23 protein-coding genes are annotated in these 26,987 nt (G+C 71.0%); 13 read left to right on the top strand and 10 right to left on the bottom strand.

Annotation, left to right across the window (positions count from 1 at the left end; all coding sequences use genetic code 11):
• The first annotated feature begins 100 nt into the window (after window positions 1-100).
• Window positions 101-2,197, top strand: a complete 2,097-nt coding sequence (locus tag LL946_RS01940) for a hypothetical protein (RefSeq protein ID WP_404384235.1) — start codon at window positions 101-103, stop codon at window positions 2,195-2,197.
• Here LL946_RS01940 and LL946_RS01935 read toward each other — a convergent pair.
• The 4 genes from LL946_RS01935 to LL946_RS01920 all read right to left on the bottom strand — a co-directional run bounded on the left by LL946_RS01935 (window position 2,184) and on the right by LL946_RS01920 (window position 5,326).
• On the bottom strand, window positions 2,184-2,972 hold the full coding sequence (locus LL946_RS01935; RefSeq protein WP_404384233.1) for an inositol monophosphatase family protein: 789 nt from the start codon (window positions 2,970-2,972) through the stop codon (window positions 2,184-2,186). The two genes, LL946_RS01940 and LL946_RS01935, sit on opposite strands and share 14 nt — an antisense overlap.
• 76 nt (window positions 2,973-3,048) lie before the next feature.
• A complete protein-coding gene (locus tag LL946_RS01930; protein ID WP_404384231.1) occupies window positions 3,049-3,807 on the bottom strand; it encodes an alpha/beta hydrolase family protein in 759 nt (252 codons plus the stop codon).
• A 2-nt stretch (window positions 3,808-3,809) separates the two neighbouring features.
• Entirely contained in the window at window positions 3,810-4,850 is a 1,041-nt protein-coding gene (locus LL946_RS01925) for a succinylglutamate desuccinylase/aspartoacylase family protein (RefSeq protein WP_404384229.1), read from the bottom strand.
• Complete coding sequence (locus tag LL946_RS01920; protein WP_404384227.1) at window positions 4,847-5,326, bottom strand: ATP-dependent zinc protease; 480 nt, start codon at window positions 5,324-5,326, stop codon at window positions 4,847-4,849. The genes LL946_RS01925 and LL946_RS01920 overlap by 4 nt, the downstream gene beginning before the upstream one ends.
• A 25-nt stretch (window positions 5,327-5,351) precedes the next feature.
• On the opposite strand from LL946_RS01920, the gene LL946_RS01915 reads away from it, so the two are divergent.
• The 6 genes from LL946_RS01915 (at window position 5,352) to LL946_RS01890 (ending at window position 12,422) form a co-directional block, all read left to right on the top strand.
• A complete protein-coding gene (locus tag LL946_RS01915) occupies window positions 5,352-6,542 on the top strand; it encodes a RimK family alpha-L-glutamate ligase (RefSeq protein ID WP_404384225.1) in 1,191 nt (396 codons plus the stop codon).
• 811 nt (window positions 6,543-7,353) lie between these two features.
• A complete protein-coding gene (locus tag LL946_RS01910; RefSeq protein WP_404384223.1) occupies window positions 7,354-8,196 on the top strand; it encodes an ATP-grasp fold amidoligase family protein in 843 nt (280 codons plus the stop codon).
• A 54-nt stretch (window positions 8,197-8,250) separates the two neighbouring features.
• Window positions 8,251-10,071: an asparagine synthase (glutamine-hydrolyzing) gene (gene asnB, locus LL946_RS01905; RefSeq protein ID WP_404384221.1), complete on the top strand. Its 1,821-nt coding sequence runs from the start codon at window positions 8,251-8,253 to the stop codon at window positions 10,069-10,071.
• Window positions 10,072-10,130: 59 nt separating this feature from the next.
• Window positions 10,131-10,829: an N-acetylmuramoyl-L-alanine amidase gene (locus LL946_RS01900; RefSeq protein ID WP_404384219.1), complete on the top strand. Its 699-nt coding sequence runs from the start codon at window positions 10,131-10,133 to the stop codon at window positions 10,827-10,829.
• Window positions 10,830-10,936: 107 nt separating this feature from the next.
• Window positions 10,937-11,632, top strand: coding sequence for a class I SAM-dependent methyltransferase (locus tag LL946_RS01895; protein WP_404384217.1), 696 nt, complete (start codon window positions 10,937-10,939; stop codon window positions 11,630-11,632).
• A 181-nt stretch (window positions 11,633-11,813) separates the two neighbouring features.
• Window positions 11,814-12,422 (top strand): nuclease-related domain-containing protein, encoded by a 609-nt coding sequence (locus LL946_RS01890; protein WP_404384215.1) that lies wholly within the window; start codon window positions 11,814-11,816, stop codon window positions 12,420-12,422.
• Window positions 12,423-12,436: 14 nt separating this feature from the next.
• Here LL946_RS01890 and LL946_RS01885 read toward each other — a convergent pair whose 3' ends face one another.
• Window positions 12,437-13,072, bottom strand: a complete 636-nt coding sequence (locus LL946_RS01885; protein ID WP_404384213.1) for a trimeric intracellular cation channel family protein — start codon at window positions 13,070-13,072, stop codon at window positions 12,437-12,439.
• A gap of 84 nt (window positions 13,073-13,156) precedes the next feature.
• Between LL946_RS01885 and LL946_RS01880 the strand changes: the two genes are divergently transcribed.
• The 6 genes from LL946_RS01880 to LL946_RS01855 are packed head-to-tail and all read left to right on the top strand — an operon-like array spanning window position 13,157 to window position 20,235.
• Window positions 13,157-14,395 carry an MFS transporter gene (locus tag LL946_RS01880; protein ID WP_404384211.1) on the top strand — a complete coding sequence of 413 codons (1,239 nt, stop codon included), beginning with the start codon at window positions 13,157-13,159 and terminating at the stop codon, window positions 14,393-14,395.
• A gap of 11 nt (window positions 14,396-14,406) precedes the next feature.
• A complete protein-coding gene (locus tag LL946_RS01875) occupies window positions 14,407-15,537 on the top strand; it encodes a glycosyltransferase family 2 protein (RefSeq protein ID WP_404384209.1) in 1,131 nt (376 codons plus the stop codon).
• Window positions 15,530-17,464, top strand: a complete 1,935-nt coding sequence (locus LL946_RS01870; RefSeq protein ID WP_404384207.1) for a glycosyltransferase family 4 protein — start codon at window positions 15,530-15,532, stop codon at window positions 17,462-17,464. Before LL946_RS01875 ends, LL946_RS01870 begins: the two co-directional genes overlap by 8 nt.
• A gap of 4 nt (window positions 17,465-17,468) precedes the next feature.
• Window positions 17,469-18,401, top strand: coding sequence for a lysylphosphatidylglycerol synthase domain-containing protein (locus LL946_RS01865; protein WP_404384205.1), 933 nt, complete (start codon window positions 17,469-17,471; stop codon window positions 18,399-18,401).
• Window positions 18,398-19,306, top strand: coding sequence for a methyltransferase domain-containing protein (locus tag LL946_RS01860; RefSeq protein WP_404384203.1), 909 nt, complete (start codon window positions 18,398-18,400; stop codon window positions 19,304-19,306). Before LL946_RS01865 ends, LL946_RS01860 begins: the two co-directional genes overlap by 4 nt.
• The gene (locus LL946_RS01855; RefSeq protein WP_404384201.1) at window positions 19,303-20,235 is read left to right on the top strand and encodes a DNA-3-methyladenine glycosylase family protein; all 933 of its coding nucleotides are present in this window, start codon (window positions 19,303-19,305) and stop codon (window positions 20,233-20,235) included. Before LL946_RS01860 ends, LL946_RS01855 begins: the two co-directional genes overlap by 4 nt.
• A 17-nt stretch (window positions 20,236-20,252) precedes the next feature.
• On the opposite strand, the gene LL946_RS01850 is transcribed toward LL946_RS01855, so the two are convergent.
• The 5 genes from LL946_RS01850 to cofD all read right to left on the bottom strand — a co-directional run bounded on the left by LL946_RS01850 (window position 20,253) and on the right by cofD (window position 26,978).
• Window positions 20,253-21,821: a von Willebrand factor type A domain-containing protein gene (locus tag LL946_RS01850; protein WP_404384199.1), complete on the bottom strand. Its 1,569-nt coding sequence runs from the start codon at window positions 21,819-21,821 to the stop codon at window positions 20,253-20,255.
• A 122-nt stretch (window positions 21,822-21,943) separates the two neighbouring features.
• Window positions 21,944-23,923 carry a hypothetical protein gene (locus LL946_RS01845; RefSeq protein WP_404384197.1) on the bottom strand — a complete coding sequence of 660 codons (1,980 nt, stop codon included), beginning with the start codon at window positions 23,921-23,923 and terminating at the stop codon, window positions 21,944-21,946.
• A gap of 112 nt (window positions 23,924-24,035) precedes the next feature.
• Entirely contained in the window at window positions 24,036-24,665 is a 630-nt protein-coding gene (locus LL946_RS01840; protein WP_404384195.1) for a hypothetical protein, read from the bottom strand.
• A 114-nt stretch (window positions 24,666-24,779) separates the two neighbouring features.
• A complete protein-coding gene (locus tag LL946_RS01835) occupies window positions 24,780-25,991 on the bottom strand; it encodes a coenzyme F420-0:L-glutamate ligase (RefSeq protein WP_404384193.1) in 1,212 nt (403 codons plus the stop codon).
• 18 nt (window positions 25,992-26,009) lie between these two features.
• Window positions 26,010-26,978: a 2-phospho-L-lactate transferase gene (gene cofD, locus LL946_RS01830; protein ID WP_404384191.1), complete on the bottom strand. Its 969-nt coding sequence runs from the start codon at window positions 26,976-26,978 to the stop codon at window positions 26,010-26,012.
• Window positions 26,979-26,987: the final 9 nt, after the last annotated feature.

The raw sequence follows: 26,987 nt of genomic DNA, 5'->3' as shown, positions 1-26,987 counted from the left end.
TCGAGCGTAGGCGGCGCCCCTTGCGTCCGGCGCGATGACCACCTGGCCACCGGAGTTGCGGACGCAAGGGTGAGGGGCGCGGCAGATAGCGTTGGCGATCATGAGCCGATCGCCGCTGGTTGCCGACGACGACCTGCCCACGACGACCCTCGAACGCGGCGCCGGCCACTGGCTGCAGACGATCGTCCTGGGCGCAGCGACCTGGGTCGTCGCCATGTCCCTGCTTGCGGTCGTCCTCGCAGGGCTCGGCGCCTGGTTCCCGTGGCTCGTCCTCCCGCTCGCCGCGGTGGTAGCGGCCGGGTGCGGGTGGTGGGCACGCGGCATACCGGCTCGGTCGTTGCCCGTCTGGACCGCAGCGCTGCTGGCCGCGGTGAGCATCGGCGCCGGCATCTGGACTGCTGCGACGCACTCCGAGCAGGTGCTGCCGAGGCGCGACTCCGCAAGCTATCTCCAGACGGCGATCTCGATGGCGGAGACGCACCGTCGCGTGGTGCCCGTCGACGCGGCCTCGGCGGGTGGCCCGGAGGTTCTCGGCATCGAGGGGATCACGCTCTCGAGTCCGGCCTTCTACGAGGTCGGCAGCGACGAGGAGCCTTCTGTCCAGCCGCAGTTCGTCATCGGTCCGGGTGCCATCTGGTCGCTCGGCGTGTGGCTCGGTGGGCCGTCCGGCGCGATGCTCCTACCGGCCCTCGCCTCGGCCATCGGCATCCTCGCGATGGGTCTGCTCACCGCGCGGTTCGGTGCTCCGCGCTGGTCGCCGGTGGCTGCGGCAGGGGTCGCGCTGCTCTTCCCGGTGCTGCACACGGCGCGCTCGACGTACTCCGAGCCGCTGGCGACGATCACCCTCGCCGGCGGCCTCCTCGCCCTCTCGGTCGCGGCGCGCCGGAGCGCACGCGGCGAGATCGGCAGGGCAGCCCTGCTGGCCGGCGTCCTCATCGGTGGGACGGCGTTCGTCCGGATCGACGGCCTGCGCGAGTCGATCCTGCTCATCCCGGTCGCCGGACTCGCGCTGGCCCAGGGACAGCGGTGGATGCGCGCCACCCTTCTCGGTGCTGCGGTGTCGACCGCCCTCGCCGGCCTCGCCGCGCTGTGGCTGTCGAACCAGTACCTCGGCACCATCGCCGCGAGCCTCCTGCCGCTCGTCGGCCTCGGCGTGCTCATGGGGCTGGCGGCCGCCGCCCTGCTCTGGTGGCAGCGGCGCGGAGGCGGTGTGCCACAGCGGATCTCGCGCGTACTGCCCAACGCGCTCGGGGTCGCCGTCGTGCTCCTCGGCCTCTTCCTTGCGAGCCGCCCGCTCTGGCAGACGGTGCGCCAGTCCCCGGACGACCCGGGCTCGCGCGTGGTGGCCGGGCTCCAGCTCCGTCAGGGCCTCACCGTGGACGGCGGAAGGACCTACGCCGAGCAGACCGTCACCTGGCTGTCGTGGTGGGTCGGCGTGCCGGGCCTCGTCATCGCGCTCGCGGCCCTCGCGTGGGCCGTGCGGACGGCGACGGTGTGCTGGACGCAGGGGGAGCCGCTGCCGTCGTGGACGGGCCCGCTGCTCGTCGGAGCCGGCTCGACCGTGCTCACGCTCTGGCGCCCCGGCATCACGCCCGACCACCCGTGGGCCGAGCGGCGTCTCGTCATCGTCCTGCCGTTCGTCGTCCTGCTCTGCGTGGCTGCCGCCGCGTATGCCGTCCGCCACCTCTCGCGCCGCGCTCCGGTCGCGGTCGCGATCGCCGCCGGGGTGGCCCTCGTCGCGGCGACCCTCGTCCCGACCGCGATGGCGACGTGGCCGCACCGGTCCGAGCGGGTGGAGCTCGGCGAGCTCGCCGCGGTCGAGGGGATCTGCCGCCAGCTCGACGAGCGGGACGTCGTCGTGGCCGTCGACTCACGCGCGGCGAACGAGTGGCCCCAGGTCGTCCGCGGTCAGTGCGGGCGGGCGGCGCTGTCGACGACGAGCGCGCTGCGCAAGGACCCCGTAGCCCTCGCGGACGCTGTGACGACCCTTGCGACTGCCCTCGAGGAGCGGGGTGGCCGGGTCGTGCTGCTCGCCGCGGACTCCCCGGCAGCGCTGGAGTCGCTCGGCGTCACGGTCCGACCCGCACTGGACACGACGGTGCTCGAGGACGACCGGCTGCTCGAACGCCGCCCGGACCACCTCGTCACCCTGCCGTTGCGGGTGTGGCTGGGGACCGGTCCGGTCAGCGCGAGGTGAGGTCCCGCGGCATGCGGCGGGCGACGGCGGCATACGTCGTCCTGTCGGCGGCCACGACCAGACCGGGCTGCGTCGAGCGCGGTCCGTAGGTGACGCCGTCGAGGTGGCCGACGTGGCCGCCGGCCTCGGTGACCATGAGCGAGCCGGGCGCGTGGTCCCAGGCGTTGGAGCGGCTGTAGAGGATGAAGTCGACCGCCCCCTCGATGAGCTTGGGGTAGTCGACACCGCAGCACACCCAGGACGGCTGGAGAGCGGGCAGGTCCTGGAGCGCGTGGCCGCGCAGCGACCAGATCGACGTGGCGCCGCGCGGGTCGTCGTCCTGACCGACCGGCTGACGGGTCATCCGCTCGCCGTTGCGCTCGACCCCGCCGCCGAGCTCGGCGACCCAGGCGATCTCGTGCTCGGGCTGCCAGATCCAGCCGCGGACGGTCTCGCCGCCCTTGGTCTCGGCGATCATCACGGCGTGGTCGGGGTTGCCGTGGACGAAGTTCTTCGTGCCGTCGACCGGGTCGACCGTGAAGGCGTGGTCGGCGGCGGTGTAGCGGGCGAGGACGCTGGGGTCGGCGGCGTGGGCCTCCTCGCCGAGGACGACCGCGTGGGGGTAGGCCGCGTTGAGCGCCTCGGTGATGAGGACCTCGGCCTCACGGTCGGCGACGGTGACGAGGTCGCCGGGGTTCTTCTCGATCACCTCACCGTCGGCGAGGGAGCGGAACCGCGGGGTGATGACCTCCGCGGCCACCTGCTTCATGAGCTCGAGCACTGCACCTGTGTCCACGGTCACACACGCTCCCACACCGGTCGGAGGTGGGCGTGACCGGGTCGTCGGCTGACCGGGTCAGCGGGTGGCCGGGTCAGAGGGCGAGGTACTGGTCGGCCCAGGCGCTGATGATGCGGGCCGCCCGCTTGGCCTGCCCGGGCGCGGTGAGCAGGTGGTCCGAACCCTCGAGGGAGACGAAGTTGCGGGGGTGCCTCGCGGCCCTGAAGATCTCGCTCGCGTTGGCGATGCCCACGGTGTTGTCGGTCGGCGAGTGCATGACGAGGAGCGGGCGTCGCAGGGTGGTGATGCAGTCGCGCAGGTGCGCACGTCGGACGTCCTCGACGAACTCGCGGCGCAGGACGAGGGCCTTGTCGCCGAACGTCACCGGCGCCTCGCCCTCGGCGATGACCCGCTCGACGACCGCGTCGTACTGGTGCTCGACGTGGGACGGGTCGTAGGGCGCGGCCACCGTGGCCACCGCCTTGGCCTCGGGGATGTCGGCCGCGGCGGCGAGCACGGCCGCGCCGCCGAAGGAGTGGCCGACGAGCAGCTCGACCGGACGCCCGCTCGCGGCCATGAACCGGGCTGCCTGGACGGTGTCGGCGACCTTGTGCGAGAAGGAGCCGTTACCCCAGTCGCCCTCGGAGTCGCCGAGGCCGAGGTTGTCGAAGCGGAGCATGCCGACTCCCTCGCGGGCCAGCTGCTTGCAGATCCGTGATGCGGCCGGGCAGTCCTTGCCGAGGGTGAACCCGTGCGAGAAGAGGCCCCAGCCGCGGACCTCGCCCTCGGGCAGGTCGACGAGCCCGGCGAGGGATTCACCGGAGACGCTGGGGAACTGGACGCGCTCAGCCATGGTCACAACACCCGGATCTCGTCGAGCGCGTCGAACGCCTCCGCGGCGTCCGGGTGGTCGGGGACGCCCGGGGGCTCGGCACCCTCGATCTCGGCGATGTGGACCAGGGCGTCACCGCGGTTGACGAGCGGTGCCGTGGTCCGGCCGATGATGACGCCGGCCCGGTCGGCCTTGACCAGGCGCAGGGTCTTGCCGAAGGAGTCGCTCAGCCCGCCGAGCCGGGCGCCGACCTCGACGCGCTGGCCGATCGCCGCGTCGAGGTGGACGATGCCGCTGCGACGAGCGCGCAGCCAGCCGCTGCGTCGGCTGACGAGGCTGGGCGGGGGAGTCGGGCCGGCGACCGGGTCGACCATGTCGAGCGCGGCGAGGACCCGCAGGACGCCGGTCACCCCGGCCTCGATCGCCCACTGGTCGAAGCGCATCGCCTCACCCGCCTCGAAGAGCAGGACGGTGGCACCGCCGTCACGGGCGGCGGCCCGCAGCGACCCGTCACGCAGCTTGGCGTGCAGCATCACGGGTGCCCCGAACGCCTCGGCGAGGGAGCGGGTGCGGGGGTCGTCGAGGTCGGCCCGGATCTGAGGCAGGTTGGTGCGCCGGTCCGAGCCGGTGTGCAGGTCGATGCCGACCTCGCACTTGTCGACGACCTCGCTCATCATGAGGTGCGCGATCCGACCGGCGAGCGACCCGCGCGCGGACCCGGGGAAGGACCGGTTGAGGTCACGACGGTCGGGCAGGTAGCGGTCGCCGGCCATGAAGCCGTGGACGTTGACGATCGGGACGGCGATGAGCGTCCCGCGCAGGGTCCGGGCCGACAGGGTCGAGAGGACGCGCCGGATGACCTCGACGCCGACGACCTCGTCGCCGTGGATGGCGGCGTCGATCCACACGGCCGGCCCGTCGTGGCGGCCGTGGAGCACCCGCAGAGGGAGGCTGACCTCCGCGCCGGTGACGAGCTTGGTGATGGGCAGACCCATCTCCCGGGACTGGCCGGGACGGATCTTGACTCCGCCGATCGCGAACGACGGCCGGGCCACGGGGCTCATGCGCGTCCCCGGTTGCGACGCCGGAAGTGGACCTTGGGCCGCGGGCCGAGGTACGACTCCGCCGGGTCGACGAGGAAGCCGTGGCGCAGCGTCTCGCGGCCGATGAGCATCCGGAACCCCATCTCGTCGCGCCGGCTCAGCGTCACCTCGGTGGTGAGCCGGCGCCGGGCCAGGACGATCTCGAGCTCGACGACGAGGCGCTCCTCGGAGTGGCCTGATGACGAGCGGACGTGGCGCTCGTCGACGACGGGGCGCTCGAGCACCACGGCGTCCTCGTCGTTGGACTGCCAGGGGTGGATCGAGAAGCGCACCCACGGCTCGTCGTCGCGCTCGAACCTGTGGAGGTCGAAGGCGTGGACGGCCGAGGACCGGGCGCCGGTGTCGATCTTGGCCTTGATCCACGGAAGGTTCGCGGACGGCATACGCACCCACTCACGCCATCCGACGCGGATGGTTTGATGGGTTGCTCCGGACATCCGACCATCCTTGCAGGTACCCCACATGAAGCTAGCGATCCTCTCGCGCGCGCCCCGGGCCTATTCGACCCAGCGGCTGCGCACCGCCGCCCTCGACCGCGGGCACGACGTCAAGGTGCTCAACACCCTGCGCTTCGCGATCGACCTGACCGGCCCGGAGCCCGACCTGCAGTTCCGCGGACGGACCCTGTCGGACTACGACGCGATCCTGCCGCGCATCGGCAACTCGGTGACCTACTTCGGCACGGCCGTGGTGCGCCAGTTCGAGCAGATGGACGTCTACACCCCCAACACCGCCAATGGGATCGCGAACTCGCGCGACAAGCTCCGCGCGACCCAGATCCTCTCCCGCCACCAGATCGGTATGCCGGCCACGACCTTCGTGCGCAACCGCGCCGACGTGCCCGCCGCGATCGAACGCGTGGGTGGCGCGCCCGTGGTCATCAAGCTCCTCGAGGGCACCCAGGGCATCGGCGTCATCCTCGCCCCGGACAACAAGGTCGCCGAGGCGATCATCGAGACCCTCCAGAGCACGAGCCAGAACGTCCTCATCCAGAGCTTCGTCAAGGAGAGCAAGGGCCGCGACATCCGCGCGCTCGTCGTCGGCGACCGGGTCGTGGCCGCGATGCGCCGGACCGCCCAGGGCGACGAGTTCCGCTCCAACGTGCACCGCGGCGGGTCGGTCGAGGGCGTGACGCTCGACCCGGCGTTCGAGGCGGCGGCGGTGCGCTCGGCCCAGATCATGGGCCTGCGCGTGGCTGGCGTCGACATGCTCGAGGGCGCCGACGGGCCGCAGGTCATGGAGGTCAACTCCTCGCCCGGGCTCGAGGGCATCGAGGCCGCGACCAAGCTCGACGTCGCCGGCGCGATCATCGACTACATCGGCAACCAGGTCGCCTTCCCCGAGATCGACGTGCGCCAGCGGCTCACGGTCTCGACGGGCTATGGCGTGGCCGAACTCGTCGTCCACGGGTCGGCGGACCTCGTGGGCAAGACGATCGCCGAGTCCGGGCTCGAGGACCGCGACATCACCGTCCTCACGCTGCACCGGGGCACGTCGGTCATCCCGAACCCGCGTCGGCGGACTGCCCTCGAGGCGCAGGACCGGCTGCTGTGCTTCGGCAAGCTCGAGGAGATGCGCTCGATGATCCCCGAGCGTCGTCGTCGCCGGGCCAAGGTCCGCAAGCTCCCCAAGCCACCGATCCACGAGGGCTGACGGGTTCCCGACCCGGAAGTCGTGTTGTGACGCGGATATTTCCGCGTCATCCGACGGTTTCCGCGTCCTCTCGCGCGCCATCCTCGTTCGGCGGCGGCACCCGGCTCCTGGTCAGAGGCGAATCCCGCTGGGGCGAGCCCGACGTTACCGACGCCGTTGCATCAGGATGCCGTATCACTCGGTACTTCGATGCCAACACGGCACGCGCGTGGGACAAGGCGCTTTAGGGCCCTGGCGCCCTCATCGGCTTGTGCGTGGACGTCGTGTCGGTGGAGGTAGCCCCGAGCTCGGTCCACGTTGTTCTCGGGTCGGCGTGCCGGGCGAGGTTCTGGGTGTCCCGCAGTCAAACGGCTGACGGGCGGTGTGCGGCTCCTCGACAATGGTCGTGGAACCGGTCCGGCCCGGCTCGGTCTCACTCGAAGGAGCACGCGGTGGCCGCACCTGCATCCAGCGGGACACGTTCACCGGTGTCGTCGGACACCAGCGCTAGGGACTCAACTCGTATGTCATCTCCGTTCTCGTTGGCTCGTATCGCATCTCCGCTCCTGGCGCCATGACGCCGGATCGGCACCTCACGCGAGCTGGCGACCCGCACGTGGCTCGCGCTTCAGGCACCAGTGGCCGAACAGCCGCGGGTCAGGGTGTCATCCGCTCGTGGGTCCGCCGAGTCGTCCCAGCGCGGATCCGTCGAGCCCTCCGTGAGCCGGTGACGCGCGCGAGACGCCCCTTGGACAGGAAGCGCGCGTACGAGGACCTCTCGCGCCTGGCCCTGGACGCTCCGCAGACCTTCTCCGAGAAGGTCATCAACAGGATGGCGTTCGACCGCAGCCCCCTTCTGACGATGTTCGCCGACAAGGTCGCAGTGCGCGACTTCGTGACCGAGCGATTGGGCCGGGAATACCTTCCCGAGACCTACGGCATCTACAGCCGTGGTCGCGACATCGACTGGGACCCGCTGCCCCGCGAGTTCGTCCTCAAGGCCAGTCATGGCTCGGGTGCCGTGGCCATCATCAGTGACACGGCGTCGCGCGGGGTCCTGCTGACGAAGGCCCAGCGGGCTTCGTGGAACCGGATTTGGTGCATCCACCCGGATGACGTGGACCGGACCGAGCTCGCGAGACTTGCCGATGGGTGGGTCCGGCTCTCCTACGAGCACACGTCTCGTCGGAGCCTTCCGGAGTGGGCCTATGCCGGCGTCCCCCCAAGAGTCATCACGCAGGAACTCCTCCTCGGCCCGAACGGCCAACTCCCGCACGAGTACAAGTTCTTCATGATGGATGGCGAGTGCTCGGCCATCCAGCTGATTGCCGGGCCATTCGGCGAGAAACGGCTTGCGTACTTCTCGCGGACATGGGAGTTCCTGCCCGTCACCCAGCCAGGGTCTGGGTTCCTGCCGCCGCACGACGAGGACTTGGCCCTGCCCACACATCTGGACCTGCTGCTGCTGGCGGCACGCACACTGAGCGAGGGGATCGACTTCGTCCGCGTCGACCTGTACGACCTCGCCGACCGGGTGGCATTCGGTGAGCTGACGAGCTACCCGTCAGCCGGCAGGCTTGGTTTCGAACCTGCGGAGTTCGACCACACTCTCGGCGTTCCTTGGCACGTACCCAGCCGCGGGGACAAGACTCTCGCGCCGCGACCGAAGGCCTGACATGGCCGGGGCCACTGGGTTTGCCGCCGTGAACTCCCGGGGGCCGAGGCAACTGTGTGCGGGCTGACGGCCTGCCTCGGCGCTGACCGAGAGCATCCGGCTGACGGGGCCTGGGTCGCCTCGGCGACCGCGGCTCTGGGCCACCGAGGGCCTGACGACAGCGGTTTCCACGCGGGCGCCGGTGTCGCGCTGGGTTTCAGGCGGCTCGCGGTCATGGATCCAAGTCCGCGCGGCCACCAGCCCATGTGCTCGGCCGACGGCCGGTACTGGCTCGTCTTCAACGGTGAGGTCTACAACTTCCGGGAGCTGGGCGCGACGTTGGAGGCGCAAGGGGTCGTCCTGCGCACCACCTGCGACACCGAGGTCGTCCTCGAGCTGCTGGCGCGTCGTGGGGTCGATGCCCTCGATGACCTTCGGGGCATGTACGCCCTGGTCCTCTACGACTCGCTCGAGGGCGAGCTCCTGGCTGCGCGCGACCCGTTCGGTATCAAGCCGCTGTACTACTCGTGGCAGGACGGCGTGCTGAGGCTCGCCTCGGAGAAGAAGGCCCTGGCTCCCGCGGTGGCAGGGGACCCGGTCGACCCGGACGCTGTGCGGCTGCTTCTCTCCTTCGGTTTCGTCCCACCTCCGCAGACCATGTCGGCGGACATCCGATCGGTCCCGCCGGGCCACACCCTCCGCGCACGGCACGGCGAGCCCCCGAGGCTGAGCAGGTCATGCGCAACCGCCTTTCGGCCCGCCCGCCCCGGGCGGGCCACCAGGCCCTCCACGGCGGAGCCCATCCTCGACGCCCTTCGTGAGTCCGTCAGCCTTCACCTGCGTAGCGACGTCCCCGTGGGCGCCCTCCTCTCCGGGGGCGTCGACTCCGCGGCGATCTGCGCTCTGGCCGCTGAGCAGCGTCCCGGGCTGGATGTCTTCACGGTGGGCTTCGACCGCGAGGGGTACAGCGAGGTGGCGCTCGCTCAGGACACGGCCGCCGCGCTGGGCCTGTCCCACCACGGCCTGCACGTAGACCTCGACGAGTTCGTGGAGTGCCTGCCCCGGATCGTGTGGCACCTCGACGACCCGCTCGGCGACGCCTCGGCTGTCCCGCTCTGGTTCGTCGCCCGAGAGGCGCGTCGACACGTCGGTGTGGTGTTGTCGGGGGAGGGTGCAGATGAGCTGTTCGGCGGCTACCACAACTACCGAGCCGCGGTGATGTCCCAAGCCCGCCGCGTTCCTGCCGACTACATCGGCGGGGAGCACGTGTTCGTCCGCGGTGAGATCGACGGCATGGCCCTGGCCGGCTCAGCGTCGGTCGACGACGTCGTCGGCCCGGTGAAGGACAAGGCCCGCGCGGCGGGCGTCGACGTGGTGACCGGGATGCAGCTCGTCGACCTGCGTGCCTGGCTGCCGGGCGACATCCTCACCAAGGCTGACCGGCTGACGATGGCACATGGCCTGGAGCTGAGGGTTCCATTCCTCGACCGCGGCGTGACGGAGGTGGCCGCAGCGCTGTCCCTCGCCGACAAGATCGCAGGGCACACGACGAAGTACGCACTTCGCCGCGCCGTGGCCGGGCTGGTCCCGCCTGCCGTGGCCGAGCGGCCCAAGCTCGGCTTCCCCGTGCCGATGGGCCACTGGTTGAGGGGCGAGCTGTTCGGGTTCGCAGACAACCTCTTTCGCGAGGCCGAGGTGGATCGATACATTCGCCGCGACGCGGCTCTGGACCTGCTGCGCCGCTACCGCGCCGGGGAGGACTTCGACTGGCGCAAGCTCTGGGTGCTCGTCAGCTTCTGCCTCTGGCACCAGGTACACGTTGAACGGCGGTACGACCCTGTGGCGCTCGGCTGGCAGGCAGAGCTGCCCGTGGCGCGCCTTGGCCGGGATGGGTGATGGCCGAGCCCCGCGCACACCCAGGAGCCGAGCGTTGTCATCCAACGGACGGAGTCCACATGGCCGAACCGCCGCAGCGAGCGCCTGGACCCTCGCTGCCCCGACCGCGCGTGGTCAGCCGTCGCGGCTGGGGCGCCGACGAGTCCCTCCGCTTCACGGCCTCGGGCAAAGAGATCTGGCCGCGTGACACCGACCCGGTCAGCGGGCTGGTCCTTCACCACACGAGGACGCCCAACGCCGAGGAGGATCCAGCCGCTCGCCTGCGCGGGGTCTACTCCTTCCACGCAATCGATCGTGGCTGGGGCGACATCGGCTATCACCTCCTGGTCGACGAACGCGGTGTCGTGTACGAGGGCAGGGCCGGCAGCGCCGTTGTACTCGACGGCGGACCGGTCGTGCTCGCCGGCCATGTCTACGGGCACAACCACGGCAACATCGGGATCGCGATGCTCGGGACGCTGTTCGAGGAGCCACCGAGTCCCCAGGCGCGGGGCACGCTCGTGGGTCTGATGGCATGGCTCGTAAGCGTGCACCAGCTCGACGCGACCATGACCCAAGGGGTCGAAGGCGCCACCTCGACCACCATCCGGGCCCATCGTGATCTCTGGGACACGACGTGCCCGGGGGACGCCTTCTACGCCCTGCTTCCCGCGCTGCGTGCGGAGGTCGCGCAACGTACAGGGTCTCCATGGCCCAGCGCCGGAACCGATCCGCCGACCATCCACCACAGCCTGGGCACACACCGTAGGAGCCGTTGACCTCGACAGCGTCGCGGCGTCTCGGTCCTGATCGGCCTGTTGCGTGGGCGTGGGCGGAGCGGTCAGGTAGGAAGGTCGCGGATGCGTGTCACGAAACGGGGGACTTGATGACGTCGACCGACTACGACGACTTCGCTGCTGCCTATGCGGCGGAGAACGAGAAGGGCCTGTTCAATGCCCACTACGCGCGCCCGGCGGTCGTCGGCCTCGCCGGCGACGTGACGGGTCGCCGGGTGCTCGACGCCGGGTGCGGGTCAGGCCCCTTGTCCGAGTCGATGCGCGACGCAGGTGCCGAGGTCGCCGGGTTCGACGTGAGCGCGGCGATGGTCGACCTGGCACGTGAGCGGCTGGGCGACGACGTCGACCTCTGCGTGCACGACCTCATGGACCCGTTGCCCTACGGCGACGCCGAGTTCGACGACGTCATCTGCTCGCTCGTCCTGCACTACCTCGAGGACTGGAGTGGCCCTCTCTCCGAGCTCCGACGCGTCCTCAAGCCGGGCGGTCGGCTCCTGGTCGCGGTCAACCACCCCACGGCATACGCGGTCGTCTATCCCGACTCCGACTACTTCAGGGTCACGCAGTACACCGAGGACTACCTGTTCGACGGGCGCGAGGTGTTCCTGACCTTCTGGCACCGGCCGCTCCACGCGATGAGCGACTCCTTCGCACGAGCCGGCTTCCGCATCTCTGTCATCAGCGAGCCGCCGCTGGCAGCCGACACTCCGACCGAGCTGCGACCGTCCGGCTTCGAGGGTGAGGCGTTCATCTGCTTCCTCTTCTTCGTCCTCGAAGCCGTCTGAGCCACCTTGATCGCCGTCGATTTCCGCCCCTCGACGTCCCACCGATGTGCAGACTGGGCGTATGTGGGGGCGGGGACGGAGAACATTCGAGCAGCAGCGTCGATGGGACGAGGTCCGTGCTCAGTTGTCGAAAGCGCGTCGCCCTCTTGCTGCAGCGGGAGCGTTGATGCTGGGTGCCGCGGTGGCGAGTCTCCTGGTGCCGTGGGGACCAGGGCTGCTCAGAGGCTTGGTCGCCGGGGTTGTTGCGACGAGCTACTTCTGGATGGTCTTCATGGTTGCTTTGCTGCAGACCTACCCGACAACCGTCGGGGAGTGGGGCGAGTCCTTCACCCGCGAGCTGCTGAAGGGCCGAGGCTTCGACTGGCCGATCGTCGACGACGTGCCGCTGGAGCGTCGCAACGTTGACCACGTGGCAGTGAGTCCGTCTGCGATCCTGGCCATAGAAACCAAGTTCATCGGGGCAGGTCGCCACTGGGAAACGGACTCCTATCGGGAATCCGCGATGCAGGGTGCGCGATCGAGCGCGCGCTCAGTGAGCCTCATCCTGCGTTCACGCGGAATGGTCGGTCTGCCCGTTCAACCTGTCCTCATGTTGTGGGGGCCGGCGGCACCCAAACTGCCGGGGGGATGGACAGAGGTGGACGGGGTGCACGTTGTCAGCGGCTCGAACCCCGAGGCGTGGCGACAGCGCTGCCGACGAGGAGCGATCAACGACGATCAGGCAGCCGCCATCACACAGAAACTCATCGAACATCGAGACATGCGTGACGCCTACGACCGGCGGAAGTAGAGAGTCGATCCGCGTCAGCGCCGGGCGCGCCGGCTCCGGCCGGTCTGCCAGTCGAGGGACCACGACGACATGCGCACGGCGATGACGACGCCGATCGACACCAGCGCGGACACGACGACCGGCAGCTCGAGCGAGCGCAGCGCGAAGTACGCGACACAGCCCGGGATCGCCGCGAGCACGTAGAACGACCCGGGCTTGAAGTGCTCGGGCGTCTCGTTGATGAGCACGTCGCGGATGAGCGCCCCACCTACCCCAGCGACCGTGCCGACGAACACGCACGAGATGGGTGGCAGCCCCACCGTCATCGCGCGGTCGGTGCCGAGGATCGAGTACATCGCCAGCGAGATCGCGTCGAGCAGCGTGAACGCAACGTCCCGCCGGAACCGCAGCGGCCCGACGACCTTGAGCAGCGGCGCCACCAGCACCCCGCCGACGAACGCCGACGGCAGCAGCCACGGCGACGTCAGCGCGCGCACCGGCACCTGGAGCAGCAGGTCACGCAGCAGCGCACCGCCCAGCCCGCCCACGACCGCGAGGAAGAGCACGCCGACGATGTCGAACCCCCGACGACGTGCCGCCAGAGCGCCGGCCAGCCCACCGAACCCGACGGCGACGGCGTCGATCCAGAGGGGGATGGCGAGCGAGTTCACGCGCTCAGGGTAGGGGGCCGGACGGCATACCGGAGCGTCGTGTCCGTGAGGGGGCGCCGACGCGACCGGGACACTGTCGCCCGCATGCGGCAGGATGCCCGCGTGCTGGAGCGACTGGGATTCCCGCGGGTGGGCGAGCATCGCCGGTTCGTGTCCGCGATCGTCGCCGACACCGTCGGCAGCGGGCTGTTCATGCCCATCACGATCCTGTACTTCCTCAAGGTCACCGACCTCACGCTCGTCCAGATCGGCGCGGCGCTGTCGGTCTCGGCGGTCCTCACCATGCCGGCGGCGTTCGTCATCGGGACCCTCGTCGACCGCTTCGGTGGCCGCCGGATGATGCTCATCGGCAACCTCGTGCAGGCCGCCGGGATGCTCGCCTACCTCTGGGTCGAGGCGTTCTGGCCGGTGGCGCTCGCGACCGTCCTGCTCAACCTCGGCCGTCAGGCGTTCTGGGGCTCGTTCGGCAACGTCGTCGCGGCCATCACCCGTCGGGGCGAGCGGGAGCTGTGGTTCGGCTTCCTCCAGGCGCTGCGCAACCTCGGCTTCGCCGTCGGGGGTGTCCTCGCCGGAGTCGCCCTCCAGATCGACACCGAGCGCGCCTTCCAGACCGTGGTCGTCGTCAACACAGCGACCTTCGTGCTCGCCTTCGTCCTCCTGCTCGACGTCCCCGACCACCGTTCGGTCGCGCCGGACAACCAGCCGGCGGGCGGCTGGGGTGTCGTCGTGCGGGACCGTGCCTACCTGCGCCTCGTGCTCGCTCAGCTGACCTTCGTCGTCGGGATGATGGTGCTCAACTTCGCCCTCCCCGTGTATGCCGCGGAGACCCTCGGGCTCCCGGGCTGGCTCGTCGGGGCGATCTTCACCCTCAACACGATCCTGGTGGGGCTGGGCCAGGGCCTCATGGTCCGGTGGATGAGGGGCCGGGTGCGGGCCCGGATGATGGCGCTCGCCCAGGTGTTCTTCCTCATCGGGTACGCGAGCTTCGTCCTCGCGGGGCTGCTGCCGGTGTGGCTGGCCGTCGTCGTCATGCTCGTGGGGGCGCTGGTCTACACCGGCGGCGAGCTGGCCGGCGGGCCGGTCTTCTCGGCGACCGCGGCCGAGTCGGCGCCGGACCACCTGCGGGGCCGGTATCTCGGGCTGGTCCAGCTCGTGTGGGGGATGGGCGGTGCCGTGGCGCCCGTGGCGTTCACCTGGCTGCTCGAGCACGGCACCTACACGATCTGGGCGGTGCTCGGCCTCGTCGCCCTCCTCGGGGCGGCCTACTCGCTCACGCTGCCCCGAGCGCTGCCGACCGCGGGGGAACGCGTCATCGCCGGGTAGTCTCGGCAGCGATGAACGAGCACCCTGAGACCGAGGTCATCGCGACCACTCCGCAGGCACCGACGGCGGCACCGCCGGCAGCGCCGACCACCACGCCGACGTCGGCGCCGACCGAGCGCATCACCGTGCGCACGGGTGAGCTCGCAGGCGGGAGCGACGACCCCGGTGGGGTGGGCACGGTCCCGGCGGGGACGGCATACGAGAATGTCGTCGAGCCGGACACCCGACCGCCCCTCCTCCCCGACGGCACCGAACGGCCCTACGTCACGATCGTGCTGCCGTGCTACAACGAGGGCGCCCACGTCCTCCAGGAGATCGACCGCATCACCACGGCGATGAACGCGAGCGAGTTCACCTACGAGCTGCTCTGCATCGACGACGCCTCGACCGACGACACGCTCGCGGTGCTCGAGCAGGCGGCTCGTGACTTCGCCAACCTGCGGATCATGCCGTTCCGGCGCAACGGCGGCTCGGGCACGGCCCGGCGCATCGGCACCCAGCAGGCGCACGGCGAGATCGTCGTGTGGACCGACGCCGACATGACCTACGAGAACGAGCGGATCCCCGAGCTCGTCCGGATCCTGCGCGACGACGCGAGCTACGACCAGGTCGTCGGCGCGCGCACCACCGAGGAGGGCACGCACAAGTGGGCGCGCGTCCCGGCGAAGTGGTTCATCCGCAAGGTCGCCGAGTGGCTCACGAAGACGAAGATCCCGGACCTCAACAGCGGGCTGCGCGCGTTCCGGCGCGAGGTGTCCCTGCCCTACCTGCGGCTGCTGCCGGCCGGCTTCTCCTGCGTCACGACGATCACCATCGCGTTCCTGAGCAACCAGCACGACATCAAGTACGTCGACACGTCCTACGCCAAGCGCGCCGGCGTCTCGAAGTTCCACTTCGTCAACGACGCCTACCGCTACATCCTCCAGGTGCTGCGGATGGTCATGTACTTCGACCCGCTCAAGGTGCTCATGCCGCCGGCGCTGTGGATGATCGTCATCGGCTTCGTCAAGGGCGTCGTCGACATGGTGCGCCACCCGTTCTACTTCCCGGCGTCCACGGTCCTGCTCATCGTCAGCGGGATCATGATCGCCTCGCTCGCCCTGCTCTCGGACCTCGTCGTGAGGTCTCGCGACGGTGTCTGACAGGGACAACTCGGCATCGCTGCGGCTCGCGGTCGTCGGGCCGACCCACCCCTACAAGGGCGGCGTCGCCTCGCACACGACCGAGCTGTGCCACGAGCTCGCCGAGGCCGGCCACGACGTCACGCTCGTCTCGTGGAGCCATCTCTACCCGTCGTTCCTCTACCCGGGCGAGCAGGCCGTCCCCGGCGGGGCGCCGGACGTCGAGCCGTTCCCGCGGACGATCCGCGCGCTGTCGTGGGCGCGGCCCGACACGTGGGTGCGCACGGGCCGTCGGCTGCGTGACATGGACGCGATCATCGTCGTCCACGTCATCCCGCAGGGCGTGCCGTCCAACCTCGCCGTGCTCCGCGCCGCCGGCGTCGGCCGCACCTCGAGCAGTGGCCGCGGCCCGCGCTCGATCGTCGTCGCCCACAACGTGCTGCCGCACGAGACGCGACCGGGTGACCGCCAGCTCATGGAGGCACTCTTCCGCCGCGTGGACTCCGTTGTCGTGCACTCGGACTCGCAGGCCAAGCTCGCGACCGAGCTCGGTGCCGGGCACGTGCGCGAGCTCGACCTCCCGCCGCACCTGCCGGGTGGCGAGCCGGAGAAGCACGTCGACTCGACCGGGCCCACCCGGCTCCTCGCCCTGGGCATCGTGCGCGACTACAAGGGCGTCGACCTGCTCCTCGACGCCATGCTCGACGTCCCCGACCTCACCCTCACCGTCGCCGGGGAGATGTGGGGCGAGAGCGGCCGCCGCGTCAAGGAGCTCGCCGCCGACCCGCGCCTCGCCGGACGGGTCGAGGTCCACAGCGGCTACGTTCCGGCCGACCGGATCGCCTCGCTCATGGCGCGCCACGACGTCCTCACCCTGACCTACCGCCACGCCACCGCGTCGCAGAACGTCCTCCTCGCCCGCCGCCACGGCCTCCCCGTCCTCGCGACCCACGTCGGCACCTTCGGCGGGCAGGTGCGCGACGGCGTCGACGGGCTCCTCGTCCCGCCGGGTGACCGTGACGCCCTCGTCGAGGCGTTGCGTCGCCTCTCCGACCGCTCGTATGCCGGTGAGCTCCGTTCCGGGGTCCGCCCACCGGACCTGTCGGGCCCGTGGGCGCACTACGTCGGGGGCATCGAGGCGCTGGCCAGCGCCGAGTCCGACGCCCTCGCCGACGACGTGGACGACTCCGAGGTGGTCCCGGAGGACACCCCGCTGCAGCGCGCCAAGGACCTCGTCACCGCGGCACGGCTGCGGCGTCGACAGCGGCTCACCCTGCGACCCGCCGACTTCCCCGAGTGGGTGCGCGCCTCGGACGTGCTCGCGCTCGACACCGACGCCCTCGACGCCCAGGCGCTTGCCCGCGACCTCGGGCTGCCGCGCTGCTCGGACGCCGTCGCGGCGTGGGCGGCCCTTGGCGCCGTCGCCTCGCTGCTGCGGATCCGTGACGACGGCCGCCGGGGTGCGGTCATCGTCGACGAGTCCGGCACCAAGAGCCCCTTCTCGCGCTGGGTCCGCGCGTTGGGGTTCGAGCCGGTCGAGCTCGAGCTCACCGGACGCCGCACCTCGGTCGAGGTGCTCGACGTCGACACCGCGAGCCTCGACCTCATCTCCCGGATCCACCCCGGTGGCTGCGGCGCCGACGACATCGACCACGCCGTCGGCCAGGCGTCGTGGGCGCTGCGCTCGGGTGGACTGCTCGTCATCACGCTGCCGATCGGCGAGGACGACCCGGAGTGGGCGGTGAGCCCGGCCGACATCCGCGGCGTCCTCGCGCGCGCCGACGACCTCGGCCTCGTCCTCGTCGGTGACGTCGACGGCGACATCACCGACCGCATCCGTCAGGCCTCCGCCTCCGCCCGAGAGGTGCGCGCGTCGCAGCCGGAGGGACGCCGCTCGGGCGTCACGCCGGCATACGGGATCCTGCGACTCACGTTCCGACGTCGGTGACGGCGTGACGCGCAAGCGGCTGCTCGACGTCGTCCGCATCGTCGTCGCGCTGCTCGTGACCGTCGCGGTGGGAATCGCGGTGTGGCGTAACTGGAACGACGTCACCACGCACCTCAGCGAGATCTCGGGGGGAGCGCTCGCCGGCGCCTTCGGGCTGGCGCTTCTTGCTCCGCTCTTCTCGCAGCTGGGGTGGCGCGTGCTGCTCGCCGACCTCGGCACGCGGCTGCCGCCCCCGGCGGCGGCGAGCGTGTTCTTCGTCGGGCAGCTCGGCAAGTACCTCCCCGGCTCGGTCTGGAGCGTCGTCGCCCAGGCCGACATGGGCTCGCGGCTCGGTGTGCCCCGTCGGCGCATGGGGGTCGTCGGCCTGCTGTCGATCATGCTCTCCGTCATCACGGGCGCGATCGTGGGGATCCCGGCGCTGCCGCTGCTCGTGGCCCGGTCCGGTGAGGTCGGGTCGCTGTGGTGGTTCGCCCCTGCTCTCGTCCTGCTCGTCCTGCTCTGGCCGAGGCTGCTCAACTGGGGCATCGCGCGGCTCCTGCGGCTTCTCCGCCGGGAGCCGCTCGAGCACTCGCTCACGGCACCGGCGATCGGGCTGACGTCGGTCTGGTTCGTCCTGGCCTGGCTCAGCGCGGGCCTGTCGGTCCTCACGCTCGCCCACGCCCTGACGCCGGGGACGCCGGTGCGCGACCTCGTCGTCACCTCCATCTGCGGCTTCGCGCTGGCGTCGGCGATCGGCATGTTCTCGGTGTTCGTCCCGGCGGGTGTGGGTGTGCGCGACGGCGTGCTGGCGCTGCTGCTGGGGGCGCTCATGCCGTTCTCGGCGGCGATCGCGGTCGTCGTCGTCTCGCGCTTCTTCACGGTGGTCGCCGACGTCGTCGTGGCGGCGTTCGGCTGGGGCTGGGCCCGCACGCACCACCTCCTAGGATCGCGGGCATGAGCGAGGAGCGTGGCGCCACGGGGCCCGGGGAGCACGGCGCGCCGGGTGAGCGAGGCGAATCCGGCCCGCGGGGTGAGCAGGGTGAGCGGGGCGAGCAGCTCGCCTACTCCGAGCTCATGGACAAGATGCTCGACGAGAAGGCGCGCCGGCAGAAGGCCGCCAAACTCATCTCGGTCATTGCCCACGGCCTCGGCCGTTCTGCCGATGGCGAAGGCGGTCCGCTTGCCGGTCTCACCGCCGTGGACGTCGGCTGCTCGGCGGGGTTCATCGCCGACGAGCTCGCCTTGGCGGGTGCGCGCACGACCGGCGTCGACATCGACGAGCCGGGCCTCGCCAAGGCGCAGGCACGCTTCGGGGACCGGGTCGACTTCCGGCTGGCCCGCGGTGAGGACCTGCCCTTCGAGGACGGCAGCGTCGACGTCGTCGTGCTCAACCACATCTACGAGCACGTCGTCGACCCCGACGCGGTCGTCGCCGACATCCACCGGGTGCTCGCGCCCGGTGGCGTGCTCTACCTCGGCATCGGGCACCGCTGGCAGGTCCTCGAGCCGCACCACCGGCTGCCGTTCCTCTCGTGGCTGCCGCAGCGCGCCGCCGACCGCTACATGCGGCTCACCGGCAAGGGCGAGCACTACTACGAGCGCTACTCGACGCCGGCGGGGTTGCGGCGGATGTTCGCGGCGTTCGACGTCTGGGACTACACCCTGCCGGTCCTCGCGGACCCCGCCGCCTTCTCCGGCGGCGACATCATCCCCGACTGGGTGGGGAGACTGCCCGAGCGGGCGCTGGCTGCGACGCTGCCACTCGTACCGACCTACGTCTGGCTGGCCTTCCGCTCACCGGCCACTCCGGCAGGACCGCCGCTACGCGTGGCGCCGCGTCACGTGGCTTCGCCCCGCTCATGACCGCCGTGGCCGAGCTCACCCGGACCCACCGTCCCAGCGGTCCGCTCCAGCTCGGTGCCGTCGTCCGGATCTTCCGCCGCGGCGGGGGAGACCCGACGTCGTGGACCGACCGTGGGCGCACGTGGGTCTTCGCCTGGCGGGTACCCACCGGTCCGGTGACCCTGCGCCTCATCGACCACCCGCAGCTCGGGGAAGTCGAGGCCCAGGCTTGGGGCGACGGTGCCGAGTGGATTCTCGACCGGCTTCCGGCACTGCTCGGTGAGGACGACGACGACTCCGGGTTCGTCGCGCACCACGACGTCGTGGCCGAGGCGCGGCGGCGCTTCGACGGCTGGCGCGTACCCGCGTCCGGACTCGTCGTGCAGGCCCTCATCCCGACCATCATCGAACAGCGGGTCACGGGCAAAGAGGCGTTCGCGGCATACCGGATGCTGGTGCGCCACGACGGAACTCCCGCTCCGGGCATCGGCGCCGACCTGCGTCTCCACGTGCCGCCGGAGCCGCGCACGTGGGCCCTCATCCCGTCGTGGGAGTGGCTGCGCGCGGGCGTCGACGGTGCCCGCTCCCGTCCCGCGGTCACGGTCGCCACGCGCGCGGGTCGGCTGGAGGAGACGGTGGGTATGCCGTCTCTCGAGGCCCGTCGCCGGATCGAGTCCCTGCCCGGCGTGGGCCGGTGGTCGAGCGCCGAGGTCGCGCAACGGGCGCTCGGTGACGCGGACGCGGTGAGCTTCGGGGACTACCACGTCGCCAAGAACATCGGCTGGGCGCTGACCGGCACCCCCGTCGACGACGACGGGCTCGCGGAGTTGCTCGAGCCGTATGCGGGGCACCGCTACCGGGTGCAGCGCCTCCTCGAGCTCGCCGGGGCGATGCGGCCGCGGCGCGGCCCGAGGTTCACGCTGCCCACGCACCTACCGGGTCGCCGCTGAAGGAGCCACCGCCCTCTTCAACCCGCCGACAGCACGTCGGTCAGGAGCGACGCGAGCTCGGTGGCGCCTCGCGCCTCCTGCTCGACGAGGGCGTCCACGCGCTCCTGCAGCGAGCCCGCACTGACTTCCTCACGGTCCTTGATGAGCCGAGCGAGATCGGCCACCGCTGCGGCCACCCCGAGAGTCCCCACGGGCGGCTCGGGGGAAGCGAGCGTCAGGGACTGTGAGTCCTCGCGCTGATCGTCGTCCTCGACCGAGCGCCACCGCACCCGGACCGTGCCCAGGCTGTCGCCGACCTCGGCCTCCGGTGTCGGGACGACCTCGTAGAGCGCGGTGACGCGGTGACCGGCCCCGACCTCGCCGGCGTCGACCGCCGGGTCGTCGAAGTCCTCGTCGGCCAGGGCGCGGTTGTCGTAGCCGACGAGGCGATAGGCCGAGACGGTGCGAGGGTCGAAGTCGACCTGGAGCTTCGCGTCCCGGGCGATCGGCGTCAGGGTGGTCCTGAGGTCGTCGACGAACAGTCGGCGTGCCTCCTCGAAGGTGTCGACGTACGCGTAGAAGCCGTCGCCCCGGTCGGCGAGCTGCTCCATGAGGTGGTCGTTGTAGCTGCCCATCCCGTAGCCCACGGTCACGAGGTGAATGCCGCGGCGTCCGTTGTCCCGGATGGCCGTGGCGAGCTGCCCGCCGTCGGTCACGCCCACGTTGGCGACGCCGTCGGAGGCGAGGAGGACGACGTTGGTGGCGCCAGCCTTGTGCGCGGCCCGGGCCTGGTCGTAGCCGAGCAGGAGCCCGGCCTCGAGGTTGGTGCTGCCACCAGCCTGCAGGCTGTCGATGGCCGTGAGGATGACCTCGGCGTCGCGCACCGGTGTCGGCTCGAGGAGGGGCTTGGCATTGGTTTCGTAGGTGACGATCGCCATGCTGTCGCTCGGGCGCAGGTGCTGGACGAGCAGCGCCAGGGACGCCTTCACGAGGCCGAGGCGCTCACGGCTGTCCATCGACCCCGACGTGTCCACGACCATGGTCAGGGCGACCGGTTGCCAGTCCTCCCGGTCGACGTCACGCCCCTGGAGCCCGATCCGCACGAGCCGGGTCCTGTCGGGCTCCGACGGTGACAGGGACTGGTCGGTCCGGAGCTCGAGGTCGTCACGTCCCGGGCTGGGGAAGCCGCTGTCGAACGAGTTCACCCACTCCTCGACCCGCACCGACTCGGGTGGCGGGAGGTGGCCGTCCGCGAGGAGGGCACGGGCCACGCGGTACGACCCGGTGTCCACGTCGGCCGCGAAGGTCGACTGCGGGTCAACGCGTGGGTCGATGAACCCACTGGTACCGGCGTCGGAGAACGTGTTGCCGTCGAGGGGGTCGGGCTCTGCAGGGCCCGAGGGCTGGGTCGGTGCGGGGGGCCCGGTCCGCGCAGTGCCCGCCGATCCCTGCTGTGACGAGGTGGTGCCCGAGCCCCCGGAGGGTCCGGACGCCGTGTCTCCCTGCTGGTTCCTGGAGTAGCCGTCGTAGAAGCGCTTCGCGTCCTGGGACGGTTCGCTGCCACCTGTGGTCGAGCACCCGGAGGCGACGAGGACGAGTCCTGCCATCAACGCTGCGGTCAGTGGTCTCATGCGGCTGGGACGGCGACCCGGCGACTGGGGTTCCGTTCGTTGCCGAACCGCAACGTGGGCACGCCTCGCGGCGCCTCTCAGGGCGCGTTGACGCGGCCTCAGAAGGGAGGTGCCTCGTCGCTCGGTGGTCGGGGCGGTGGCTGAGTGCGCACGGTGCTGGTCAGAAGGCGATCGTCCGGAGCCCAACCCCAGTCGGGTGCGAGCGGTTTGGTCCGGCTCTCGATCGCGGGCGTCAGCTCGAGCAACCGGGCGAGTGAGAGCTCGACGAGCGTGTCGGGTGATGCCGGGTAGCTGTGCAGAAGGTCGCGGAGCGTCGCCCGCGTCATCGGCCGACGTGGCGCAGCTGGGCTCTTGGCACTCGCCGCCGTCCTGGCCAGCCCCTGCTCGGTGGCTCCAGCCGCCACAAGGCTCGCCAGCGAGTCGTCGCTCGTTCCCGCAGGTGTCGTCGTCGCACCCACCTGCCTCGGCGCGCCGTCCTCACTCGCCGCACGTCTCGTCAGCGAATCACCGCTCGCACGGTTGGAGGGCTGCAGCTGGTGGATCCGGTCGAGGTGGTCGACCGGGCGGGTGTCGGCGGCTCGGCCGCCGGGGTCGGTCCAGTGCACGACGCCGTCGGGGTCGAGTCGGGCCGTCCAGCCGGGGCGTTGCTTGACGCGGTGATGTCGCCGGCAGAGGCACATGAGGTTGGTAGCCGACGTGAGTCCGGCGGGCCAGGCGATGACGTGGTCGATGTCGCAGGATCGGGCCGCAATCTGGCAGCCGGGGAAACGGCAGTGCCCATCACGCAGGCGAATGAGTCGCTGAAGCCCGGGTGAAGGTCGGTATTTGCTCTCGATGGCGTCTGGAGGCGAGGCGTTCAGATCGCAAGGAGCGAGTGCGTGGGGAACAACGCCGGAGGGGAGGGCCCCGGTGCTGCGGTGGCACCCCAGCGGGGTCGAGGCTGCCAGGCGCACGCAGCTCGGAAGCCCGTCCAGGTCCACCACCGTGGTTCCGGGTCGCCCGAGCCCGGCGAGCTCCACGACGCCACGCAACGCCCGCTCTGCGAGGTCGACCGACGAGGCTCCCAGCCCGTGGTGGGAGTCGGAACCCTCAGCCGTCATCCGCTCATGGGGCTCGTTCTCGCAGGCCTTCGTGGCTGCCTGGCCGCCGTGACGGGCCTGTGCAGAGGCCTGAGCCTCGTCGTCACTGGGCTCTGCGTCGACGTGACCGTGGTGACGGGACTTCACATCGTCGAAGTCGTCGGACTCTGCCTCGGCGTGGGTGGCGTGGAGGTGGATGGTGACATCAGCTTGGCCGAGAATCAGCTGCTGCATCGCGTCGAGGCGCGCCTGGTCGAGGGTGAGGTCGGGGTCGGTTCGCTGCAGCTCGCGGGCGAGATGGTCGACCGCTTGCCACATCACGAGGGACTGCTCGACCGGGACCAATCCGTTCCACAGGTCGGCGGCGGCGGACACCGTCCTGCGTGTCAGGGCCCGGTCCTTGATCGCCCGCTCCTTGGCTGCCGCGGCGACCTCGGGGGCGAGTCGGGCCACGAGCCGACGGGTGCGCGACCCGAGCGGTCCAGCGGTCTCGCTCCACCGGTCCGGTCCGGCGGCGTGGCCCAGGAGCCGGTCGACGATCTCGCGAGCGACCTCGTCGGAGCAGGGCATGACCTCGCGGGTGATGATCTGGGCCCTGAACAGGTCGAGGTCCCCGCTCCCCACCGCATCGACGAGCCGTGGGGTGACGCACACCTGGTGCACGGCAACCTCGACCCTCCCTTGCGCGACCGGGACGGACACGCCCAGCCGAGGACCGACGAGTGACGCGGTGTCCTCGGCGGTGAACCCCAGGCCGTGGCGTTTCCAGGACCATCCGGTCTCGTCCTCATCGTTGCGAACCTCGTCGTGGGCGGCGAGGTGGGCGAGGGCGTGGGTCTGGATGCCGCCGGCGATGTTGATGACCCGCTGCGCCTGTTCGACGGTCTCGAGCAACGAGTCGGCCGCGAGCGAACCAGCACTCTCGGGTCCATCCTCGGCAGGTGCGGCGATGGCGGCATACAGGTCCGCCATCGCTGTCCGCACCGCTGTCAGGTTCATGCCTCCATCATAGTCGAACAGATGTTCGAGGACAAGATGAGAAGACATAAATTTCGTTCTGCTGCAAGCGAACTCGCCCCTCTCACATACGTCGCCCGATGCTCTGCAACAGTCAAACAGAGGGGTCTGACACGCCCTGCCGAACCGGCATGGACGCGAGGAGTGCAGCCAGTGGGGGAGGGGTCGAATCGATGGCGACAGCCCCCGCCAAGGCGCCGGCGAGGAGCTCCTTGCGACCCGACGTCGTCGTACCGAACCGCCGCAGCTGGTCCAGGACCGGACGCCCCTGCCACGCCACCTGACGGGTGAACGCCTCGAAGGCCGGGCCGAGGCCAAGGTCTTCGAGGACAGTGCGCGTCCCGTCGACGCCGAGCGCCCGCATGAGCTCGTCCTCGAGGTCCCGACGACAGATCTGGAAGCCGAGGTCGGGCAGCGTCTCGAGGGTGGGAGTGAAGGGCAACCCCAGGGCGTGGCGATGGGCTTCGAGGGCGCGGACGAAGTAGGGCGCCTCGCGTTCGTCGCACAGTCCCACGACTCGTAAAGGCGGCGGGCGGCCGGCGACAGCGGTGGCGGCGAGTGCGGCGACGTGACGACGGATGTTGGTGGCGCCGCCCATGGCGACGAGGACGCAGGGCTCGTCCTCGGGCATGACCCCTCGCGCAGCCCTCAACGCGCGGATCGCAGCGACGTCGCTCGCGCCTTCGAGGAGGACCCAGGTGCGCGTCCGGTCAGCTGCCCACATGGCTACGAGGGTCGCAAACGGCTGCCGCCCCCGCCACGCATTTCGGCCCAGGAGGCGTCCGGAGCGCTGACCAAAGGCTCGCTCCGGGGTGGGGCGGCGGATGCGCCCGACGGATCAGCGCCCGGGGGACAAGCGTGCCGTCACGGTGTGCTCACCTGAGGGTGTGCCCAGCACCTCAGCCCGGAGGTCTTCACTCGCGGCCGCGACGACGAGGCGCTGGGTGAGCTGGCCGAGTGCGAAGTCGTCGGCCGCACCGAGGGTGACAACGGCTTCCGGGGAGCCGGGGGTAACGGCGGCCTCGGGGGAGCCGGGGGAGACGTTGCCGGTCGCACCGGTGCCGATGGCGGACACGGGAGAGCCGCTGTCGCGAGCCGCGTCCCCACCTGCCGCATCGCCACCGGTGGGCGTAGCCGCAATCGATCTGACCTCGACGTCGATGCTCGCCTCCTCGTCCTGGAACAGGGTGAGCGCGACGACACGTGAGACACGATCCGCGAACGGCTCGGCCCCGACCGCCCGGATCCCCACCAGCTCCGACTCCGGCGATCCCGGGTTCACCCCGAGTGCCGCGCGCACTGCCTCCACGTGCCCCATCGCGAACCAGTCGCCGGGCCCCGTGCGCACGAGTCCCGCTGCGCCAGAATCGAACTCGTCACTCCCACCAACGAACCACGCCTCCGGCAGACCGCGAACCACAGCCGCCGCCACCCCGTCGGCCTTGCCCTTGACGAGGTCAGCAGCCGCGGCGAGCTCGTCCGCCACCGCCCTCGCCGTCACCGACATCACCCGCCCGTCGACGTCGGCCTCGCCCCGGTGGTCGAGCAGCACGCGAAGCCCTGCCGAACCCAAGGCGAAGTCGGTGAGGCCGGCCCGCCACGGCCGACCGGCGGTGTCGCTGAGGACAACCGCGAAGGGGGAGCCGGACGGCATACCGGCTCGGGACAGGAGTGCCGAGCGCAGGTCGCGCGCACACGCGTCGGGGTCGTGCGGCAACAGCAGGAGGTCCGCGGCCGGGCCCGTGTTGGACGCGTCGATCCCTGCTGCCGCCATGACCGGTCCGGCCACGGCCTCGACGACGCGAGTGACGCCGTCACCCGACCTGCGTTCGGCCACGACCCTCACGGACTCACCAAGCACCAGCTCGGACTTCTCGGAGCCAGCAGCCCTGAGCCCCAACGCTTTCGAGATGACCTTGCTCGACACGACGACGACGTCACCGGGCCGAAGACCCTCCGCTCCCAACGCCGAGACGAGCAACGCGGCCACGTCGTTCCCAGCAACCACCTCCGGCAGTCCGAGCACCGGCACCACGGACAGCGGCGTCACCAAGGCCTCACAGCGCACTCACCGGCGCACCCGCTCGGCGAGCGCCAACAAACTCTCGGCCATCCGCGACGCCGCATCCACATCGGTCATGAGCAGGGCTTCCGGGTGGACCGCGGTCTCGACCCCGCGCACCCGCACCCCCGCGTCGGCCGGGTCGACGAGCCACCCGTCGAGGAAGTCCGCATAGAGGCTGGCGACACCGGCAGCGGTGCACTCGACGCCGATCGCCGACAGGCAGGCATCGGCGTGGCCGCGTACCGGCCGTCCCGAGATGAGCGGGGAGACGCCGACCACGGGCGCCTGCGATCCGCGCAGCGCGTCGCGCACACCCGGCACCCCGAGGATGATCCCGATGGAGACGACCGGGTTCGACGGCGGCAGGACGATGACGTCGGCCGAGCGCAGTGCCTCGAGGACACCCGGCGCGGCCGTCGCGCGGTCCAGCCCGGCGACGACGAACCGCGACGCCGGCACCTCGGCCCGCAGGCGCACCCACCACTCCTGGAAGTGCACGGCGCGCTGCCCCTCGTCCGAGTCGAGGACGACGTGCGTCTCGACCGGCGTGTCAGTCATCGGCACCAGATGGATGCCGCGGTCGGGGAGCCCCCAGCGAGCCGCGAGCCGCGAGGTGACCTCCGACGCCGTCTGCCCCTGGGCCAGCCACTGCGAACGGACGATGTGCGTCCCGAGGTCGAGGTCGCCCAGGGTGAACCACTGCGGCACGGCGCCGTAGGCCGCGAGCTCACCCTGGACCCGCGTCGACTCGTCCGCGCGGCCCCATCCCTGCTCCTCGTTGATCCCCCCGCCGAGGGTGTAGAGCAACGTGTCGATGTCCGGGCACACCCGGAGCCCGAAGAGGCTGATGTCGTCGCCGGTGTTGGCGATGATCGTCAGCTCGGATTCCGGTGCCACGACGTCGAGATGGGCTTTCAGGCCCCTGAGGAAACGGGCTCCGCCGACGCCGCCCGCAAGGGCCGTGATACGCATGGGGGCCAG

This window comes from Knoellia locipacati, from assembly GCF_044791685.1.
Classification (GTDB): domain Bacteria; phylum Actinomycetota; class Actinomycetes; order Actinomycetales; family Dermatophilaceae; genus Knoellia; species Knoellia locipacati_A.
The sequence above is the reverse complement of the archived record's forward strand: the minus strand, read 5'-3'. Positions and strand labels throughout refer to the sequence as shown.

Bases quoted from the DNA above. Each gene is read 5' to 3' on its own strand.
- cofD (WP_404384191.1), bottom strand. From the start codon at position 26,978: ATGCGTATCACGGCCCTTGCGGGCGGCGTCGGCGGAGCCCGTTTCCTC.
- LL946_RS01920 (WP_404384227.1), bottom strand. From the start codon at position 5,326: ATGTCCGGAGCAACCCATCAAACCATCCGCGTCGGATGGCGTGAGTGG.
- LL946_RS01845 (WP_404384197.1), bottom strand. From the start codon at position 23,923: ATGAACCTGACAGCGGTGCGGACAGCGATGGCGGACCTGTATGCCGCC.
- LL946_RS01895 (WP_404384217.1), top strand. From the start codon at position 10,937: ATGACGTCGACCGACTACGACGACTTCGCTGCTGCCTATGCGGCGGAG.
- LL946_RS01850 (WP_404384199.1), bottom strand. From the start codon at position 21,821: ATGGCAGGACTCGTCCTCGTCGCCTCCGGGTGCTCGACCACAGGTGGC.
- LL946_RS01925 (WP_404384229.1), bottom strand. From the start codon at position 4,850: ATGAGCCCCGTGGCCCGGCCGTCGTTCGCGATCGGCGGAGTCAAGATC.
- LL946_RS01940 (WP_404384235.1), top strand. From the start codon at position 101: ATGAGCCGATCGCCGCTGGTTGCCGACGACGACCTGCCCACGACGACC.
- LL946_RS01900 (WP_404384219.1), top strand. From the start codon at position 10,131: ATGGCCGAACCGCCGCAGCGAGCGCCTGGACCCTCGCTGCCCCGACCG.
- LL946_RS01930 (WP_404384231.1), bottom strand. From the start codon at position 3,807: ATGGCTGAGCGCGTCCAGTTCCCCAGCGTCTCCGGTGAATCCCTCGCC.
- LL946_RS01860 (WP_404384203.1), top strand. From the start codon at position 18,398: ATGAGCGAGGAGCGTGGCGCCACGGGGCCCGGGGAGCACGGCGCGCCG.
- LL946_RS01880 (WP_404384211.1), top strand. From the start codon at position 13,157: ATGCGGCAGGATGCCCGCGTGCTGGAGCGACTGGGATTCCCGCGGGTG.
- LL946_RS01910 (WP_404384223.1), top strand. From the start codon at position 7,354: ATGGCGTTCGACCGCAGCCCCCTTCTGACGATGTTCGCCGACAAGGTC.
- LL946_RS01875 (WP_404384209.1), top strand. From the start codon at position 14,407: ATGAACGAGCACCCTGAGACCGAGGTCATCGCGACCACTCCGCAGGCA.
- LL946_RS01915 (WP_404384225.1), top strand. From the start codon at position 5,352: ATGAAGCTAGCGATCCTCTCGCGCGCGCCCCGGGCCTATTCGACCCAG.
- LL946_RS01840 (WP_404384195.1), bottom strand. From the start codon at position 24,665: ATGTGGGCAGCTGACCGGACGCGCACCTGGGTCCTCCTCGAAGGCGCG.
- LL946_RS01855 (WP_404384201.1), top strand. From the start codon at position 19,303: ATGACCGCCGTGGCCGAGCTCACCCGGACCCACCGTCCCAGCGGTCCG.